At 38.2% G+C, this 16,445-nt stretch carries 11 protein-coding genes; 7 read left to right on the top strand and 4 right to left on the bottom strand.

Translation table 11 applies throughout. The annotated features are described in order from the left end of the window. Positions 1-28: 28 nt before the first annotated feature. The 3 genes from HCN54_RS06985 to HCN54_RS06975 are packed head-to-tail and all read left to right on the top strand — an operon-like array spanning position 29 to position 2,718. Positions 29-796, top strand: coding sequence for a rhomboid family intramembrane serine protease (locus HCN54_RS06985; RefSeq protein ID WP_167597128.1), 768 nt, complete (start codon positions 29-31; stop codon positions 794-796). Positions 797-799: 3 nt separating this feature from the next. Next, complete coding sequence (locus HCN54_RS06980; RefSeq protein WP_167597127.1) at positions 800-1,693, top strand: rhomboid family protein; 894 nt, start codon at positions 800-802, stop codon at positions 1,691-1,693. Then, positions 1,693-2,718 carry an endonuclease/exonuclease/phosphatase family protein gene (locus HCN54_RS06975; RefSeq protein WP_167597126.1) on the top strand — a complete coding sequence of 342 codons (1,026 nt, stop codon included), beginning with the start codon at positions 1,693-1,695 and terminating at the stop codon, positions 2,716-2,718. Before HCN54_RS06980 ends, HCN54_RS06975 begins: the two co-directional genes overlap by 1 nt. On the opposite strand, the gene HCN54_RS06970 is transcribed toward HCN54_RS06975, so the two are convergent. After that, entirely contained in the window at positions 2,707-3,330 is a 624-nt protein-coding gene (locus HCN54_RS06970) for a WbqC family protein (protein WP_167597125.1), read from the bottom strand. The genes HCN54_RS06975 and HCN54_RS06970 overlap by 12 nt on opposite strands. A 241-nt stretch (positions 3,331-3,571) precedes the next feature. Between HCN54_RS06970 and HCN54_RS06965 the strand changes: the two genes are divergently transcribed. Continuing rightward, complete coding sequence (locus tag HCN54_RS06965; RefSeq protein WP_167597124.1) at positions 3,572-5,821, top strand: response regulator; 2,250 nt, start codon at positions 3,572-3,574, stop codon at positions 5,819-5,821. Here HCN54_RS06965 and HCN54_RS06960 read toward each other — a convergent pair whose 3' ends face one another. Together HCN54_RS06960 and HCN54_RS06955 are read right to left on the bottom strand one after the other, a co-directional pair. Beyond that, complete coding sequence (locus HCN54_RS06960) at positions 5,822-6,316, bottom strand: ExbD/TolR family protein (RefSeq protein WP_410503583.1); 495 nt, start codon at positions 6,314-6,316, stop codon at positions 5,822-5,824. A gap of 154 nt (positions 6,317-6,470) precedes the next feature. After that, complete coding sequence (locus HCN54_RS06955; protein ID WP_167597122.1) at positions 6,471-7,760, bottom strand: carboxypeptidase-like regulatory domain-containing protein; 1,290 nt, start codon at positions 7,758-7,760, stop codon at positions 6,471-6,473. A 182-nt stretch (positions 7,761-7,942) separates the two neighbouring features. Between HCN54_RS06955 and HCN54_RS06950 the strand changes: the two genes are divergently transcribed. Continuing rightward, positions 7,943-8,668: a hypothetical protein gene (locus HCN54_RS06950; protein ID WP_167597121.1), complete on the top strand. Its 726-nt coding sequence runs from the start codon at positions 7,943-7,945 to the stop codon at positions 8,666-8,668. Between the two features lie 57 nt (positions 8,669-8,725). On the opposite strand, the gene HCN54_RS06945 is transcribed toward HCN54_RS06950, so the two are convergent. After that, positions 8,726-8,992 (bottom strand): hypothetical protein, encoded by a 267-nt coding sequence (locus HCN54_RS06945; RefSeq protein WP_167597120.1) that lies wholly within the window; start codon positions 8,990-8,992, stop codon positions 8,726-8,728. 174 nt (positions 8,993-9,166) lie between these two features. Here HCN54_RS06945 and HCN54_RS06940 point away from each other — a divergent pair, with 174 nt between their 5' ends. Both HCN54_RS06940 and HCN54_RS06935 read left to right on the top strand, forming a co-directional pair. Further along, a complete protein-coding gene (locus tag HCN54_RS06940) occupies positions 9,167-14,161 on the top strand; it encodes a translocation/assembly module TamB (RefSeq protein ID WP_167597119.1) in 4,995 nt (1,664 codons plus the stop codon). A gap of 13 nt (positions 14,162-14,174) precedes the next feature. Further along, the gene (locus HCN54_RS06935) at positions 14,175-16,445 is read left to right on the top strand and encodes a BamA/TamA family outer membrane protein (protein ID WP_167597118.1); all 2,271 of its coding nucleotides are present in this window, start codon (positions 14,175-14,177) and stop codon (positions 16,443-16,445) included.

Below are 16,445 nucleotides of genomic sequence, written 5' to 3'. Positions count from 1 at the left end.
GAGCGTTTAAACATTTCAAACCAGATTAATGGGTAGAATAACCGAAACTGTAAAAGTACTTTTAATCATCAATGTGATCTTTTTTCTGGGGTCACAGTTTTTAATACCTAACGCAGTGCAACTGTTTGGACTGTGGTTCCCTGAAAATCCTAATTTCCATTTCTGGCAGCCGGTTACGCATATGTTTATGCACGATCAGAGTAGTATTTTTCATATTCTATTTAATATGTATGCGCTTTGGGCTTTTGGTGGGCCGGTTGAACAATCCTTGGGACGTAATAAGTTTATTTTCTTTTATTTTTCAGCAGGATTGGGGGCAGCTTTGATTCATACACTTGTGGGCTATTATCATTATCAAGCGGGGTATGAGGCTTTGATCAATGCAGGCTTAACGCCTTCAGAAATTAGTGATACCGTAAATAAAGCATTTACGAGTATTCAACAATCTGGTCAGTACAGTTATCCTAATATTAATGAGCTGGACAAAGTGAGAGGAATGATCGAAGCATTTTCGACTTCGGCGGTGGGTGCTTCAGGAGCAATTTATGGTGTTTTAGTGGCCTTTGGAATGTTATTCCCTAATGCTGAATTATTCTTAATTTTCTTACCAATTCCAATAAAAGCTAAGTTTTTTATCCCGGGATTGATCTTGCTCGATTTGTTTTCGGGAGTGACCGGTTTTTCAATATTTGGTGCAAACATTGCCAATTTTGCGCATATTGGTGGAGCGATATTTGGATTTATAATGATGTGGTATTGGAAAAAAAATAGTTTTAACGATAAACGCTGGTATTAATCTATGGCAGGACCAAGCTTAAGTTATCAATACAAAACGGCAAATATTGTCGTAAAACTTATCGTGATCAACGTATTGGTCTGGATAGGTTTTATGCTTTTAGAATGGATGCTGAATTCAGGATCTATTTTTAGTCAATGGTTTAGTTTACCTACAGATTTAAGCCGATTGCTCATTCAGCCGTGGTCATTATTAACGTATGCCTTTTTGCACGCAGGTTTTTGGCATATTTTCTGGAATATGCTTATCCTGTATTGGTTTGGTCAGATCGTGCTCAATCTTTTTACTGAAAAGCGTTTCCTAACTATTTATTTGTTAGGCGCATTGGCCGGAGGTGTGCTCTTTGTATTGGCTTATAATCTGTTTCCGGTTTTAATTACTTCAAGTGCTTACCTCGTAGGAGCAAGCGCAGCGGTAAGAGCCATCATGATCTTTATTGCCGCATATACTCCAAATACTGAAGTCCGTGTGATTTTTTTCAATGTCAAACTATGGCATATCGGTGTTTTTGTGGTACTTACAGATTTGATCCAAATACCAAGTTCAGGTAACGCAGGTGGATTATTGGCACACGTGGGTGGAGCTATTTTTGGCTATGTTTACGCACAGCAATTGAGTAAGGGTAATGACATTGGTCTCTGGTGGGAGCGTCTAGCTGACAGTTTTGTTAATCTTTTTAAATCGAAGCCTAAGTCGGCTAAAAAAGCCAATATGAAAACGGTTTATAAGAATCAGGCCAGTGCACAAAAAAGCACGTATCGTTCAGGCTCTCGGGTTTCAAAAAATGAACAGCAAGCCCAAATAGATGCTATTCTTGATAAAATAAGCAAAAGTGGTTATGATAGCCTCTCTAAAGCAGAAAAAGATTTCTTATTTAAGGCCGGAAAAGACAATTGATGAAAAACTTGAACCTCTGGAATAAATTTGTTTTTCTTATAAACAGCGTCTTTGCGTTACTTCTTCTAGTAGGTTATTTACTTCCGTATTATCCACCAAAGATTTTTCCACCTATAGCAGTGCTTACACTCATTATACCGGTGCTTATTGTCGTTAATTTAGCTTTTGCGGTATATTGGTTGTTGCTTTTTAAAAGGCAAATGCTACTGTCTATTTTGGTTTTAGGATTATGGTTGCTGCATAACACCACGTTGTATAAAATTGAGTCGGGAATCTTTCCGGCGGAGCTTGAATCTTCAGAAGATCAAATCAGTCTTCTAACGTATAATGCGCATGTTTTCAGAAGTGAGTCTTTCAGCAGAGATACGATTCAGGCGGGAAACGAAGCGCTTGTTTTACAAGCAAATCCTGATATCGTATGCTATCAGGAATTTTCGAATCACGGCGCACCTGATTTAAATTATCCGTATCACTATTTTGGTGTTAATGCAAATACCCGAAGTAGTATTCAGGCTATTTATTCAAAGTATAAGATAATCAATCAAGGTTCGTTGGATTTTGAAAGTACTTTTAATAATGCCATTTTTGTGGATATTGTAAAAAAGCAAGATACCCTGCGTATCTACAATATGCATATGCAATCTTTGGCGCTCACACCTGAATTAGGAGCCCTCGAGCAAGAAAATACAAAATCATTAGTTGGACGTCTGGGTAGGGCTTTTAAAAAGCAGGAAGATCAAGTGGAATTGTTTCTGGAGCATCAAGCGGCTTGCCCTTACAAAAAGATCGTTGCGGGAGATTTTAACAACACCGTTTTCTCGTATACCTATAATAAAATAAAAGGAGAAAAAATCGATGCTTTTGCAGAGCAGGGAAGCGGCTTTGGCCGAACCTTTATTTTTGATATTATACCGCTGCGTATAGATTTTATCCTCTCAGATCCGGAATTTAAGGTGCGCGCTTTTGAGAATTTTGACGTGACCTATTCAGATCACTTTCCTATAATGGCCGTTTTAGAACTTTAAGTCCAGGCTTTGAAGATAGGGTAATGCTTCAGGACCTAAGTTAAATATAAGGTCAAGAACCGTCAAATGTGGAGTAAAACCATTTTCTTCACTAAATACCTGACGATATTCAGGGATCGCTAATCGGTTTTTCCGCTTTGCGTTTGCTAAAAAGCGTAAATCAGTCTGATCGCTATATTCCTTCTTATATGCTGTGGTGCTGCTAAAATCTATTTCAATATCAAGCATTTCTAAAATACACACTATTGTAGCTTTGTTTAGTTCCAGCAGATTCTCATAAGGTGTGTGAAAAATAGGATAGAGGTCATCTTCATAGAATTCAAAAAAGGGAGAAGTGCGATAGGCGATAACAATAGAGCGCCAGTGTTGACGCTGCCACAAAAAGTTATTTTCTATTAAAGCGTTTTTGGTCTTTTTATGCCCTTCAGTCTTAGTATGCTTGATTGGGATATTTAAAAGTAGCGTGCCGTTAGAAGTACTTATATACATGCGATTGCGATAACTCTGTTTTTGATAATTGTCGCAAACCTCTAAACGAACCTCAGTTGCTTGTACCAGGGCAGCAGTGGTAATTATATCAGGAAAATAAGTAGGATTCAGAACGATGTTCATTTCTGGCAATTTTTATGAGTGCAAATATAGACCAATTAATTCTGGTAATTTCTCTGTAATTGTAGGAGTACACGCTGTCTTAAAGTAGCTTAATTCTTACTAATTGAAACCAAAAACCCTTATAGTGTAATTTTTATACTTAACTAATGGAAATTAGATAGTTGAAGAATTAAAATTGTTTTTAAAAGTGTTTTTAATCGATAAAAATTGTACTTTTGCCCCGGTTACTTAAATGATGTAATTGAAAAACCTACACCCAACTTTTATATTTGTTGCTTTCTTGTTCTGCTTTAGCGTTGTACGTCCGGCTATTGTGGCTCATGATGTAGACTCAACTCAAAAGCTTCCTCTCCAGAAGCAGTTGCGTCAGTTGCGTCAACTTAATAAGCAACACGAATATGATCGTGTTATTGAAGTTGCATCTGCTTTAATTAATCAAGCTTCTAAAAAGGGTGAAAATGGTTTTCTTTTTCACGGTTATAATTATCTCAGTCTTACATACGATCAGTTAAGTGATACTATTCCTGCGCTTGATTATGCAGAAAAAGCCTTGCATTATGCAAAGCTTTCTAAAAATGATACGCTGATATCTTGGGGATTAAACAATCTTGCTGCCAGTTTATCCTATTTTCCAGACCGAAGAAGTGATGCGCTTAAATTGTATAAGGAATCTTTAGTGATTCAGCGTAGGCTTAATAGCGATCAATTTAATGATGCGGCTTTAAATATTGCTGAGATTTATAGAGATGAGGAAAACTATACAATGATGTATCCTTATCTTAAAGAGGCTCAAAAATCCTATAAATCAGATACTTTACGGTACGATGATCCTAAGGCTTATCTAGATGTTTTATGGGGTGATTACTACAGAGGATTAGACTTTAATAATAAAGCTTTGAGCTATTATCAAAGTGCTTTTGATATTATAGAGCGCTTTGAAATGTCTTATTTGGCCCTTAATTTTTATGACAAATACGCTCAATTTTTAGCTGAAAATAATCGGCCCGAAGCAGCGTACGAGGTGCATCAAAAGTACTTTGATTACTATCAGAATAAAGAGCTCACTAAAACTAAAGAGACCGTTCAGCTGGCACAAGCGCATTTAGAAGCTGAAGAACTCAGACGAGAGCGCAATGATGCCGAATTAAAACAAGAGATTTTAGATCAAGACCTTAAGCGAAAGAAAACCCAGTCGGTTTTATTGGGATCCATAATCGGTTTAATGGTGCTCTTTTTAGCGTATCTATTTTATAGCGAGAAATTACGTTTGGGGTTAATTCGCAATCTTAAAGTCAATAATAAACACCTTAAGCAGGCTAAAGAAAGTGCTGAAAGGAGTGAACGAGCAAAGACCAAGTTCTTTTCTAATTTAAGTCACGAGATGCGAACTCCGCTTTATGGTGTTACTGGTATTGTGGCGTTGCTAGAAAAAAGTGAAGCTTTTAAAGAATATAAGGAAGAAATAGGTTCGCTAAAATTTAGTGCAGACCACTTGCTTGAGATCATAAATGATCTTTTAGACCTTTCAAAGTTAGAAGATGAAAGTTTTAAATTTATTGAGAAGCCTTTCAATCTAAAGTTGCTTGCAGAAGAATTGGCTAATAGTTTTGATCAGAACAGTCTTAAAAATTCTGATTGTAAAATCATTTGTGATGTAGATTCTTCTATTCCTAATTATGTAGTAGGAGATTCACGACGTATTTCACAAATACTACTCAATATTCTTGGGAACGCAGTAAAGTTTACGCCGAAAGGTGTTATTGCATTACGCTTGCGCAGTAATCATTTGGCTAATGGCAAACACGCCATTTATTTTGAAGTAGAGGATAATGGTATTGGAATTCCGGCAGCGATGCACAAATCGATTTTCGATGAATTTAGTCAGATTGATCACGTAAACACCGTGAATAAAGGAACCGGTCTTGGCTTACCTATCGTACGAAAATTACTGCTCAAAATGGGCTCAGATATTCATCTTGTAAGTGCACCGGGCAAGGGAAGTACGTTTAGCTTCACCATTACCTTTAAGGAAGCAACGCTTTTAGAAGTTATAGGAAAGCGTAAAAAAGGAGAAGCTGAAGAGGAGGAAGTTTTAACCGATTTAACCAATCAGCGTATTCTTATCGTAGATGATAATAAGATCAACCGAATGGTTACGCGCCGTGTTTTAGAAAAGCAAAGTGCTCAGGTATTTGAGGCTCAAAATGGCGAAGAAGCCTTAGAGCGCGTGCGTAAGCATCATTTTGATCTGATATTGATGGATATCAATATGCCGGGTATGAATGGTTATGAAACAACAAAAGAGATCAGGGTTTTTGACAAAACCATTCCAATTATTGCGCTTACGGCTGCCGAAGCTAATTATATCAAACAAAAAGCTAAGGAAAGCGGAATGAATGATGTGATCACTAAACCTTATAACCTTAGCCAGTTCTCAAAAGTTATAGCAAAAGAGCTTAAAAAAGACAGCTTACTCGGCGCCGGCCTTTAACTACTTGGTAGCTTCAGAAAGTTGAAGAGGATACTGCTTCAACACGAGCTTACGCTCAATTGCACTCAAATCATTGAAGTTTTTACTGAATTTTTCTTGACTGTACTGCGTTCGCATTTGTAAGTAGGCCGCTTTAATTTCATCCATTATTGAGACATAATCTTTATAGGAATTGGTACGGGAAACTTCAAGCCGAATTACCGCCTCTGCTGGATTTTCTGGAGCAATCGTACTACCGCTTTGGTTTTCAACGAAATCAATAAGTTGATTTGCAAGTTCTTTTTTAGAAGAAACTTTATTTTGAATTAAACAGGTACCTTGATTGTTTAAGTGAATTTCAAAAATGTTTCGCTCTAGCAGTTTGGTTGCACAGTCTGCGGTCTTACAATCTTCCGGTAGCGTTTGATCAAGACCTTGATCCGTATTGATGGTCGTGGTGGTAAGAAAAAAAATGAGCATTAAAAAGGCAATATCTGCCATTGATCCTGCATGAATGGAAGTAGAATTTCGAATAATGATAAGTTTTTAAGTTAATAATTAAAAATTTATCAATTAATGTGCCTAGTTCTTAAAACACCATCTACAAATATAAATAGTAGAGACTTACTTTAGAATTACATTTTATTTGTTACGTATGTTTTCTTAACAATTATTCTCTACGTATTTGTCGCTGTATTTTATCAATAGCCTGTTGAATGGATTTCTCGGGTTCAATAACATTGTAAGACCCCCAAAAATCAGGATCTCTAAACCCTGAAACCTCATCAGCTAGAATCGTATTGCTCTTAAATTTAGTTTTATTGGTAATGTTTTGTGCGCCTAACTCTTCTTCCCAATCGGTTATAAGCATCTCACTTTTTATTCGGTATTTATTATTAAAAAGTTTGCGTTTCCAGTTTACAACAAATTCCAGCTGTACATTACTATAACTATAATACCATTTGCCGTCTGTATTGCGATAATCTACCCGATAACTAATTTCGGATGGGTAAACTTTTACACGGTTGGGTTTTTTCTTTACAAAAAGTTCTGATGCACGTTTGCGATTTTCAACATTCATATTATAAATCGCATTAGTTAGCGCAAATGTTTCTGCTTCAATGTAGAGTTTGCCATAATACAACGGATCTAATATGTTTTCTTTCTGTTTAAAGTTTACCACATAAACCATTTTGCTATCATTGATAAGCGGTTCGCCAAATGAAAATTCGTAATTTGATAAGGTTGCAGGCGTCATAAAATATTCAGGATATTTGATCAGGTCTGCATAAAGCGCATTGAGCGGTCCGCCTTGTAATTTAATCGCCAAAGTATCTAAACGATTGTAATTGGTACTTTTTCGCGCTTTATAGACGCCCACCAAGTCTGAACCAGCATTGGTATATGGGCGTTTTTTAATCGCTACTACAGCTTCGGCAAGTGAAGCGCTTCGGTTGCGCTTATTGATCGCTTCTCTGTAAAAAGCAGTCATATAGGTTTCGGTATCTAAATAATTTTGATTTCGATTAGAAAAAACTTTAGCTACTAAAGTATACGCATCTTTTGGTCGGCTGATGCTGACTTCATCCAATTCAAAGCGTTGTGCGCTCAAAGCTATTTCATTATTTGTTTTTGCGAGATCTTTTAAGATGACCAAAAGCTTCTTATAACCGGGGTAAGTGATCGCAACTTTTGCGTTGGGCATAGCCTCGTCAAGTTTTAGAGAAAAATTTCCCTCGCTATTGGTCACTGTGGCAATATTTGTTCCTGCAATTTCAAGATTTACAAAAGGCAACGCGTCTCCGGTTTGTGCATCAACTACTATCCCTTTATATTCCACAATTTTCTGTGTATCCTGCGCATAGACTTTTAACCCTAAATAAGGCTGAATTAAAAACATTAGGAGTAGGAGTAAACTCCCTCTGAAAATGTGATATTTTTTATATCTATAATTTATCATAGCTAAAACTGATTATTTATCCACTGAAGATACGAATAATTACGAATTATTTAAGGATTGAAATGCATCCAAAAATGCAGTTGGCACGATTTCTGTTCTCTAGAATAGCTGTAACTTTGTAAATCTATTTGCAACACAATCAGCATAAATACGTATTTAAGAATAACAACGTTTTGAACTTGATGAGCAACGAACTTCGCTTTAATACCCCTTTTCGATTAAAATATATTTTGGTCGGTGCGTTTGTATTGTCATTTTCTATGGTTCAAGCGCAGGTAGATACCCGAAAAGGTTCTTTTAAAATTCCGGCTGTGGTAGATACTGCAGGAACACCCACGACGGTTCCATTAGATTCAGAAGCTCAGCCAGATATCCCGCTTTCACGAGGTGGATTAAGTATAGGTCCTGATGGAAAGCTTACCGAGCGCCCGCAACTGCGTGCATCGGAATCTGCCGAATTTTATATGCTAAAGCGAGAAGATTTTGCTGATAGCGGACAACGCTATACAGATATGATGAATGAGCGTGAAGCAAATAGAAAAAGCGATAAATCTGATACGCCTGCACATCAATCAGATCAAGATCTGGGAACTTTTCACAGTGGCGCACAGCAAGTGAAAATTGTATGTAGAGATTATCAATTTGTAGATGGGGACCGCGTGGCTGTATTAGTGAACGACGAAGTAGTTGTTCCTAGCATTTGGTTAACAGAGACCTGGTCTAGTTTTTATCTTCCTTTAAAAAAGGGATTTAACCGTATTTCGTTTAAAGCTTTGAATCAAGGTTCGTCAGGACCCAACACCGCTTCTTTTACGGTCTATGATGATTCAGGAAACGTTATTAGTTCTAACGAATGGAATTTACTGACCGGAGTGAAAGCTAATATTATGATCGTTAAGGAAGAGTAAGCGATTGAAAAATATATTAAAAAAGCGAGTCCCAAGATAGACTCGCTTTTTTTAATTTTATAATTCTCCTTTCTGCTCCTCGAGGTTGTTGTTTCTGGAACCTCCTTGACTGTACAATTTGTTTTCCTCGTCCTTCACATTAGAACGGTCTTCTCCGGTTGGGATATCCAGATCTTTGCCGGTAAAATCTACAGGTTTTTCCCGATCCCGCAGCTGCTCATCAACTCCACCATCTTTATGCACATTTTTTTGATTCAGAAGATCTAAATCTTCTTTGGTAAGATCTGCGTTATAATCTGTTTTACTTTTTTCTTTAGTACTCATAGTTTTCAATTTTTCTAAAATTTAAAAATTCTAAAACGTTATCACATCGTTTTTAACTGCTTCTACTGAAAACTATAACAAGGTTTTAATACTTGTAGGCACGGTCAACACTGGTATTAATAGTATTTTAGCTTTTTGAAGCTAAAACAATTTAGCCCAAGTATTTCCCACTTTATGAGCAAAAAAAGCAAGAAAATCTTTTTCAAAATCCTCAAGATCTTAGGAAAAATTATAGGAGTGCTTTTGCTTTTGTTTATACTCTTAGTGCTTTTTGTTCGTAGTCCGTGGGGACAAGGAATCATCGTTGACAAAGCTGTAAATTATGTAAAGGCTAAAACCAATACAGAAGTTCGTATAGATAAGCTTTTTGTCACCTTTGATGGAAACATTTCTTTAGATGGTTTGTATCTCGAAGATACGCAGGGAGATACTTTGGTGTTTAGTAAACATCTTGAAGCAGAAATCCCTTTATGGTCTGTAATTACCGGCGGTCCCATTAGTGTGGACGATGTCACTTGGGAAGGAGTAAGGGCAAATGTAGTACGCAAGGATTCCATAACTGGTTATAATTATCAATTTTTGATAGATGCCTTTGCCGCGACAGATACTACTAGTGTACAACCCGCACCTACAGCGCAAGATACCACAGCGCTTCAGTTAAATCTGGGTACGTTTGACTTTAAGGATATCCAATTAAATTACGCAGATCAAGTTACCGGTATGCAGGCTAATCTCAATTTAGGAGCGCTTGAGGTTCAGATGCAAGAAACCAATCTTGAAGAAATGCTTTTTGATATTGGTGATGTACGATTAGCCAATACTAAAGTCGTTTATAAACAAAAGGAACCCATCACGCCATCAGCCGATACTACTGAAGTCCCTTTGCCAATTTTGCGTATTGGGGAATTGGTAGTCGAAGATGTGACCTTTGATTACGCCTCGACACCAGACGGAATTGCTGCCGATGGCACGCTTGCAGTATTAGAGACTCATATTCCTCAAATAGATCTCAAAAACAACGTTATTGAGGTTGAAGATTTTCTGCTGAAAAACTCCGTGGTAAACTTGGCTTTACAAACTGTTGAAAAACAAGAGGCACCAGCTGAAACATTACCGGAAACCTCTCAAGAACTCTGGCCGCCTTTTACAGTTTCTGTTGGCGAAATAAATTTAGAGAATAATGCAATTCAGTATACGCTTGATGGGGCACAACCGAGTGCGGGACGTTTCAATCCGAATGCGATAGCACTTTCTGATTTAAATCTAAACCTAGAGGGCATAAACTTGAAAGACCAGAATTTAGAAGCACACGTAACTCGTGCAGATTTTAAGGAAGTATCGGGGATGAATTTAGATGAGTTGGCGTTTGACCTACAAGTAAGCGATACACGTTTAGATCTGGATAATATCGCTTTTCAACTTAATCAGAATGCATTAGCAGGAACGCTTCAGCTGGATTATAGCAGCCTGAATGCGTTGATTGAAGAACCCGGTTCCGCAGGGCTTAAATTGAACATACCACAATTGACCCTGAATTTAAACACGCTGTTTAAGTTTTCACCGGAATTACGCGCTAATGAGTATCTGGCGACCCTAAGTAAACGACCACTACGCGGAAGCTTAAATCTCTCGGGGAAACTTGATGCTATTGATCTAAAACCTACACGTATTAATTGGGGAAATCAAACAAGTCTTGCAGTACAAGGAAGTATTTACAACGCTTCTACTCCAGAGAATTTGTCATATAATCTACCGGTGTACACCGTAAAAAGCGCTAAACAAGATTTAGGAAGATTTGTGGATGAGCAAGCATTAGGTGTACAATTTCCGGAAAAAGTTACTTTGCAAGGTTCGTTAAAAGGAACCACAACCCGTGCTGCTACAAAAAGTATTTTAACCACTACAGATGGCATTGTGAGTCTTGATGGAAATGCCAGTTTTGGCGATACGCTTGAGTTTAAGGGCGACGTTAGCGCGCAGCAGGTCAATCTAGGCAAGTTGCTGCAAAATGAGCAATTGGGTTTTGTTGAACTACAACTGCAGGCAGAAGGTGCCGGGAATAGCATAAATACGCTTGATGCTACAGTAAATGCCACCATTGACAGTATTCAGCTGAATAATTACACATTTAAAGATCTCGGGATCAATGGTGCGTTCAAGTCAGGAACCGGGGATTTAAAAACGGCTTATAAAGATGAAAATCTAAATATGACCTTAGATGCGCGGGTAATTTTAGATTCTGTTGCGTCTCAAGCTGAAATAAATCTGGATCTCATAGGAGCTGATTTGCAGGCTCTAGGTCTTACCGAACAAAATATAAAAGCAGCTTTAACGCTTCAGGGAACTTTTAAAGGGGATCCCGAAGATTATGAGATTCAAACGCAGATCAATGAAGGAGTAGCGGTTTATGATGACCGGGCTTATCAGTTGGGTGATCTTGATATTTCGGCGTATGTAAAACCTGATACGACTTCGTTAGCCATCAGCAACAGAATTCTCAATCTGGATTTAGAATCTAATGCAAATCCGCAGCAGGTGATCACTTCGGTACAAAATCATTTTAAACGTTATTTGCAGAAAAACCCCGTTCTTGACTCTATCCAAGATCCCGTGTTGATGAAAATTAAAGGGACTGTGCATCAAGCACCCATTTTAGGCGAAGTATTCATTCCTAATCTTAGAGAGTTAGATACGGTTGATATATCGGTTGATTTTGATGAATATAAGCGCACGCTTAATGCAGATATTCAATTGCCTTATATCAATTATAACGGCTATACGATAGACAGTCTTGCATTAAAAATGGTATCTAACAAAGAGAATATGGATTTCGGTTTTGGGCTGAAAGAACTTATCGCAGGACCGGTTGATATGCAAGATACACGCATTGGCGGAAGGGTGACCAACAGTCAAATGTACATTGATTTTCTGTCTATGCACGATAAGGAAAAGCTGGTGCATGTGCTTTATAAAATCGCTTTGGAAGAAGACAATATTAAAATTCAGATAGATCCTGACGATTTTATTCTGAATAAAAAGCCGTGGGAGATCAACCCGAATAATTCGGTGACTTTAACGAAGACCAATACAGTTTTTGAAGATTTTGAAATGTCGTACAACAACCAGCGTATAACCGCCGGGAATAATTTACAAGGTATTTCTAAAGAACATTTGGGGATCAATTTTGAGAATTTTAAACTCGCTAATATTATGAGTTTGCTCAATCCTGATGCTGCGTTGGCTCGTGGTAAACTTAGCGGTCAATTTGCTGTTGAAGATCCATATACCAGTCCGGGTATGGTTTTAGACCTCAATATTAAAGACTTTGAAGTACTAGAAACAAATATGGGCGTTCTCACCGCACAAGGAAATTCTATAAGTAATTCAGGATATGATTTTCAAATGGCGATCAAAGAGGGTGTGGCAGACTTGGACCTTAAAGGGAATTACACCGCAAATGAAACGGCTGCTCAAATTGATCTTAACTTAGATCTCAATCGCTTTGACATGGCTGCGCTTGAAAAATTATCTTTTGGGGAACTATCAAATGCAGACGGGACCATCAGCGGAGCGATGAAATTAGCTGGGACCACCGCAGAACCCAGATATGAAGGCGCCTTTCAGTTTGATAATGCAAAGTTTGAAGTTACCAAACTCAATGCGTCGTTCCTTCTGAAAAATGAAGAGCTGAATTTGAACAATGAGGGAGTCACTTTTAATAATTTTAGAGTAGAAGATGAGAACGCTAATCCAATAGTTGTTAATGGAACCATTGGTACCGAAAGTTTTGTGAATCCAACTTTTGATCTTGATCTTAAAGCAACCAACTTTAAAGCGATCAATTCTACTAAAGATGATTTTGATTTGGTTTACGGAACTGCCGTTTTTGATGCTGATGCTCAAATCACGGGAGACCTAAATTTGCCCAAAGTAACACTTAATCTCACCGTAAATTCAGATACTGATGTGACTTATGTACTTCCACCATCTGAAGTGCAAATTGAATCTAAAGAAGGCGTTGTGCTATTTGTGAATAAAGAAAATCCGGATGCGATTTTAACCAATAATGAAGAAGACTCGTATACGGTTTCGGGCTTTACGATTGATGCGAATTTTGGTATTGAAAAAGGTGCGGTTTTTAATCTTGTGATCGATGAGCAAACCGGAGATAATTTTCAAGTGAGCGGTACCGGGGATTTTGAATTTGATATGTATCCTAACGGAAGAATGACGCTTAGCGGACGCTACGACGTGACAGATGGGCACTACGAAATGAGCCTGTATAATCTTGTTAACCGCCGTTTTGAACTTGCTCCTGATAGCCGTATCACGTGGTCAGGTGATCCTTTTGATGCTGATCTGGACATCAAGGCCTATTACAGCGTAGAAACTTCGGCCAGCGGACTGATGGCTTCTCAAACTAGCGGAGCAGATATCAGTACACAAATGCAATACCGTCAGGAAGTACCGTTTCAGGTGTATATTAATATCAATGGCGAACTGATGCAGCCTATTATCAGTTTTAATCTAGACATTCCTGAGGGTAGTCGCGGGGCAGTTGGCGGCCAGGTTTATAGCCGTGTTCAGCAGTTGAATCAACAAGAGAATGAATTGAATAAACAGGTATTCTCACTTCTTGTTCTTAATCGCTTTTTTCCAACTTCTTCATCAGACGGAAGCAGCGGTGGTACTGCGGCTATTGCACGTGACAACTTAAACGACGCGATCTCAGACCAGTTGAATATGTTTTCAGATAAACTATTAGGCGACACCGGTTTTAATCTAAATTTTGGTTTAGATAGCTATACGGATTATCAAGGAAGCGCGCCTACTGATCGTACCACATTAGATATTGCAGCTCAAAAAAGTCTATTTAACGATCGGGTAGTGGTAAGTGTGGGGAGCGCTGTTGATCTGCAAGGCAGCGGAAATACTGATAGCGGAAACGCACCTGTGGTAGGCAACGTGAGTATAGAATATCTGTTAACTGAAGATGGTCGTTATCGCTTACGCGGATATCGCAGCAGTCAGTTTGAAAATATTATTGATGGTCAGATCATCGTAAACGGTATTTCGTTACAGTTTACGCGTGAGTTCAACAAGTTTACCGAATTATGGCAGTCGATGTTTCCTGCTAAAACCGAAGAAGAGGAAGATACTAATGAGTAAGTCAACAGTTTTAATGAAAATGAATAAAAACCTGCTTGCGGTGCTATTCCTCGTGCTTGTGTGCTACGGATGTTCGGTAGATCGCTATATTCCAGACGGGAAATATCTTTATACAAAAGAGACCGTTAATATTACACCAGATTCTGTGGTAGAAAATCTGGATGCTATTAAAACCGATTTGAAAGCGGCTTTACGACCAGAACCTGTAGGTTCATTTTTGGGTGGCTACCCGGGACTTTACTACCATTACAAAGCTCAACGTGAAAAACCTGGATTTCTAAATAAATTCTTGAATAAAAAATTTGGAAAAGAGCCGGTATATGATACCGATATTGAAACTTACGAGATGGAGCAAATTTTGCTTAATCGTTTAGAAAACAAAGGGTTTTTCTATAGCACCGTAAGTTCTGAGATCGTAAGAGACACTAGCAGTAAAGAGGCCGAAGCAATTTACTCGCTTCGACTTACAAAGCCGTACCGACTGAAAACATATCAATTGGATACTGATACGCTTCCGGTGTATGCTAAGATTCAAAATTCGATGAATGAAACCCTTTTAAAAAAGGATATGCCGTTCAATTTAAGTGCTATGAAAGCCGAACGCGAGCGTATAGACACGTATTTAAAAGGTGAAGGCTATTACAATTTCAATGGTGCTTTTTTGATTTTTGAGACAGATACCAATCAATATAAAAATAAGCGCTTTGATCAGTATTTACGTTTAAAGAAAGATGTTCCCGCAAAAGCGATTATTCCATATCAAATAGGGAAAGTGAATATCTTCCCTAATAATCGTGTGGATATTGACAGTACAACTTTAGACACCACCCAATTTGCAAATAAGAATTTCATTCAGGACGAAGTTTATTTTAAACCTAAACGTTTAGACCCCTTTGTTTTGATTGAAGAAGGAGAATTATATAGTCCGTCAAAATCAAAAGCGACCGGAAGACGTCTGGGTTCCATAGGCGCCTATAAGTTTGTGAACATTCGCTACCAAGAAATGGATACTGATGCCGAGGACAGTTTAGGACTTCTAGAAGCCAATATTTATTTATCCCCGTTAAATAAACGAGCGGTTAGGGCAGAGGTAAAAGGCGTAACCAAATCTAATGGTTTTTCAGGTCCAGGGTTAGGATTGACCTTTATCAATCGCAATTTGTTTAAGGGAGGAGAAAGCCTCAATATTTCACTTGATGGAGCTTACGAGGTACAAGCGGGTGGTTCTGGAAGTAACAGTGGTTCTACCAGTTTACAGTTAGGTTTAAGCGGAAAATTGATCTTTCCGCGAATGCTTTTCCCTATTGAAATCTCTAAAAATTATTTCAAGTATGATATTCCCAAAACGAAGATCGAGATGGGGATTTCTTATTTGAACCGAACGCAGTTATTTACTTTAGGTTCTGTTGAAGCAAAATTTGGTTATGTATGGCAAGCCAATAAATATGTGACACACGAGATCAATCCAGTGGCGATTAATTATGTTTCCCTAGCCAATACCACAGACGAATTTGAACAGATTTTAGATGAAAATCCATTTTTACGTACGAGTTTTGATCAACAGTTCATCTCTGGTTTGACCTATTCTTTTATTTACAATGGAATGATCGATACTCAACGTCAACATCAAATTTATTTCAATGCCAATTTTGAAACAGCCGGTAATAGCTTAAGTTTAATTGCAAGCGGAGAAAAACCACAAAATATCTTCGGTTTAGATTATGCCCAATTTGCACGCGTAGATGCTGATTTTAGATACCACTTTAAACTCACCGAAAAGCAAATTATTGCTACCCGATTATTTGCGGGAGTGGGTATTCCTTACGGAAATTCAGATGTGGTACCGTATACCAAACAATACTTTTCCGGAGGGCCGTATAGTGTGAGAGCGTTTAGAACTCGTTCACTGGGTCCGGGGACTTATCAACCAGAAGATAGCGAGACGTTTAGCTATTATGATCAAACAGGAAATTTGCGACTAGAGGCCAATTTAGAATACCGGTTTCCACTCGTAAGTTTACTGCAAGGCGCATTTTTTGTAGATGCCGGTAACGTCTGGAACACCACAGATAACGAAGCGCTTGAAAGCGATACTTTTGGAAGTGACTTTATGAAGCAACTGGGTATTGGTGGCGGCTTCGGAATGCGTGTAGATATTCAGAATTTTGTAATCAGACTAGATCTCGCAGCGCCGTTTCACGATCCGAGTTTAGCTGAAGGATCACGTTGGTCTTGGGATCTTGAAAATCCTATCTTAAACTTCGCGATAGGATACCCGTTCTAG

The sequence above is a fragment of the Leeuwenhoekiella sp. ZYFB001 genome (assembly GCF_011784865.1).
Classification (GTDB): domain Bacteria; phylum Bacteroidota; class Bacteroidia; order Flavobacteriales; family Flavobacteriaceae; genus Leeuwenhoekiella; species Leeuwenhoekiella palythoae.
The sequence above is the reverse complement of the archived record's forward strand: the minus strand, read 5'-3'. Positions and strand labels throughout refer to the sequence as shown.

What these genes read in the sequence shown, in the direction of transcription:
- HCN54_RS06985 (WP_167597128.1), top strand. Translation starts at nt 29, where the DNA reads ATGGGTAGAATAACCGAAACTGTAAAAGTACTTTTAATCATCAATGTG.
- HCN54_RS06980 (WP_167597127.1), top strand. Translation starts at nt 800, where the DNA reads ATGGCAGGACCAAGCTTAAGTTATCAATACAAAACGGCAAATATTGTC.
- HCN54_RS06975 (WP_167597126.1), top strand. Translation starts at nt 1,693, where the DNA reads ATGAAAAACTTGAACCTCTGGAATAAATTTGTTTTTCTTATAAACAGC.
- HCN54_RS06970 (WP_167597125.1), bottom strand. Translation starts at nt 3,330, where the DNA reads ATGAACATCGTTCTGAATCCTACTTATTTTCCTGATATAATTACCACT.
- HCN54_RS06955 (WP_167597122.1), bottom strand. Translation starts at nt 7,760, where the DNA reads ATGATAAATTATAGATATAAAAAATATCACATTTTCAGAGGGAGTTTA.
- HCN54_RS06950 (WP_167597121.1), top strand. Translation starts at nt 7,943, where the DNA reads ATGAGCAACGAACTTCGCTTTAATACCCCTTTTCGATTAAAATATATT.
- HCN54_RS06945 (WP_167597120.1), bottom strand. Translation starts at nt 8,992, where the DNA reads ATGAGTACTAAAGAAAAAAGTAAAACAGATTATAACGCAGATCTTACC.
- HCN54_RS06940 (WP_167597119.1), top strand. Translation starts at nt 9,167, where the DNA reads ATGAGCAAAAAAAGCAAGAAAATCTTTTTCAAAATCCTCAAGATCTTA.
- HCN54_RS06935 (WP_167597118.1), top strand. Translation starts at nt 14,175, where the DNA reads ATGAAAATGAATAAAAACCTGCTTGCGGTGCTATTCCTCGTGCTTGTG.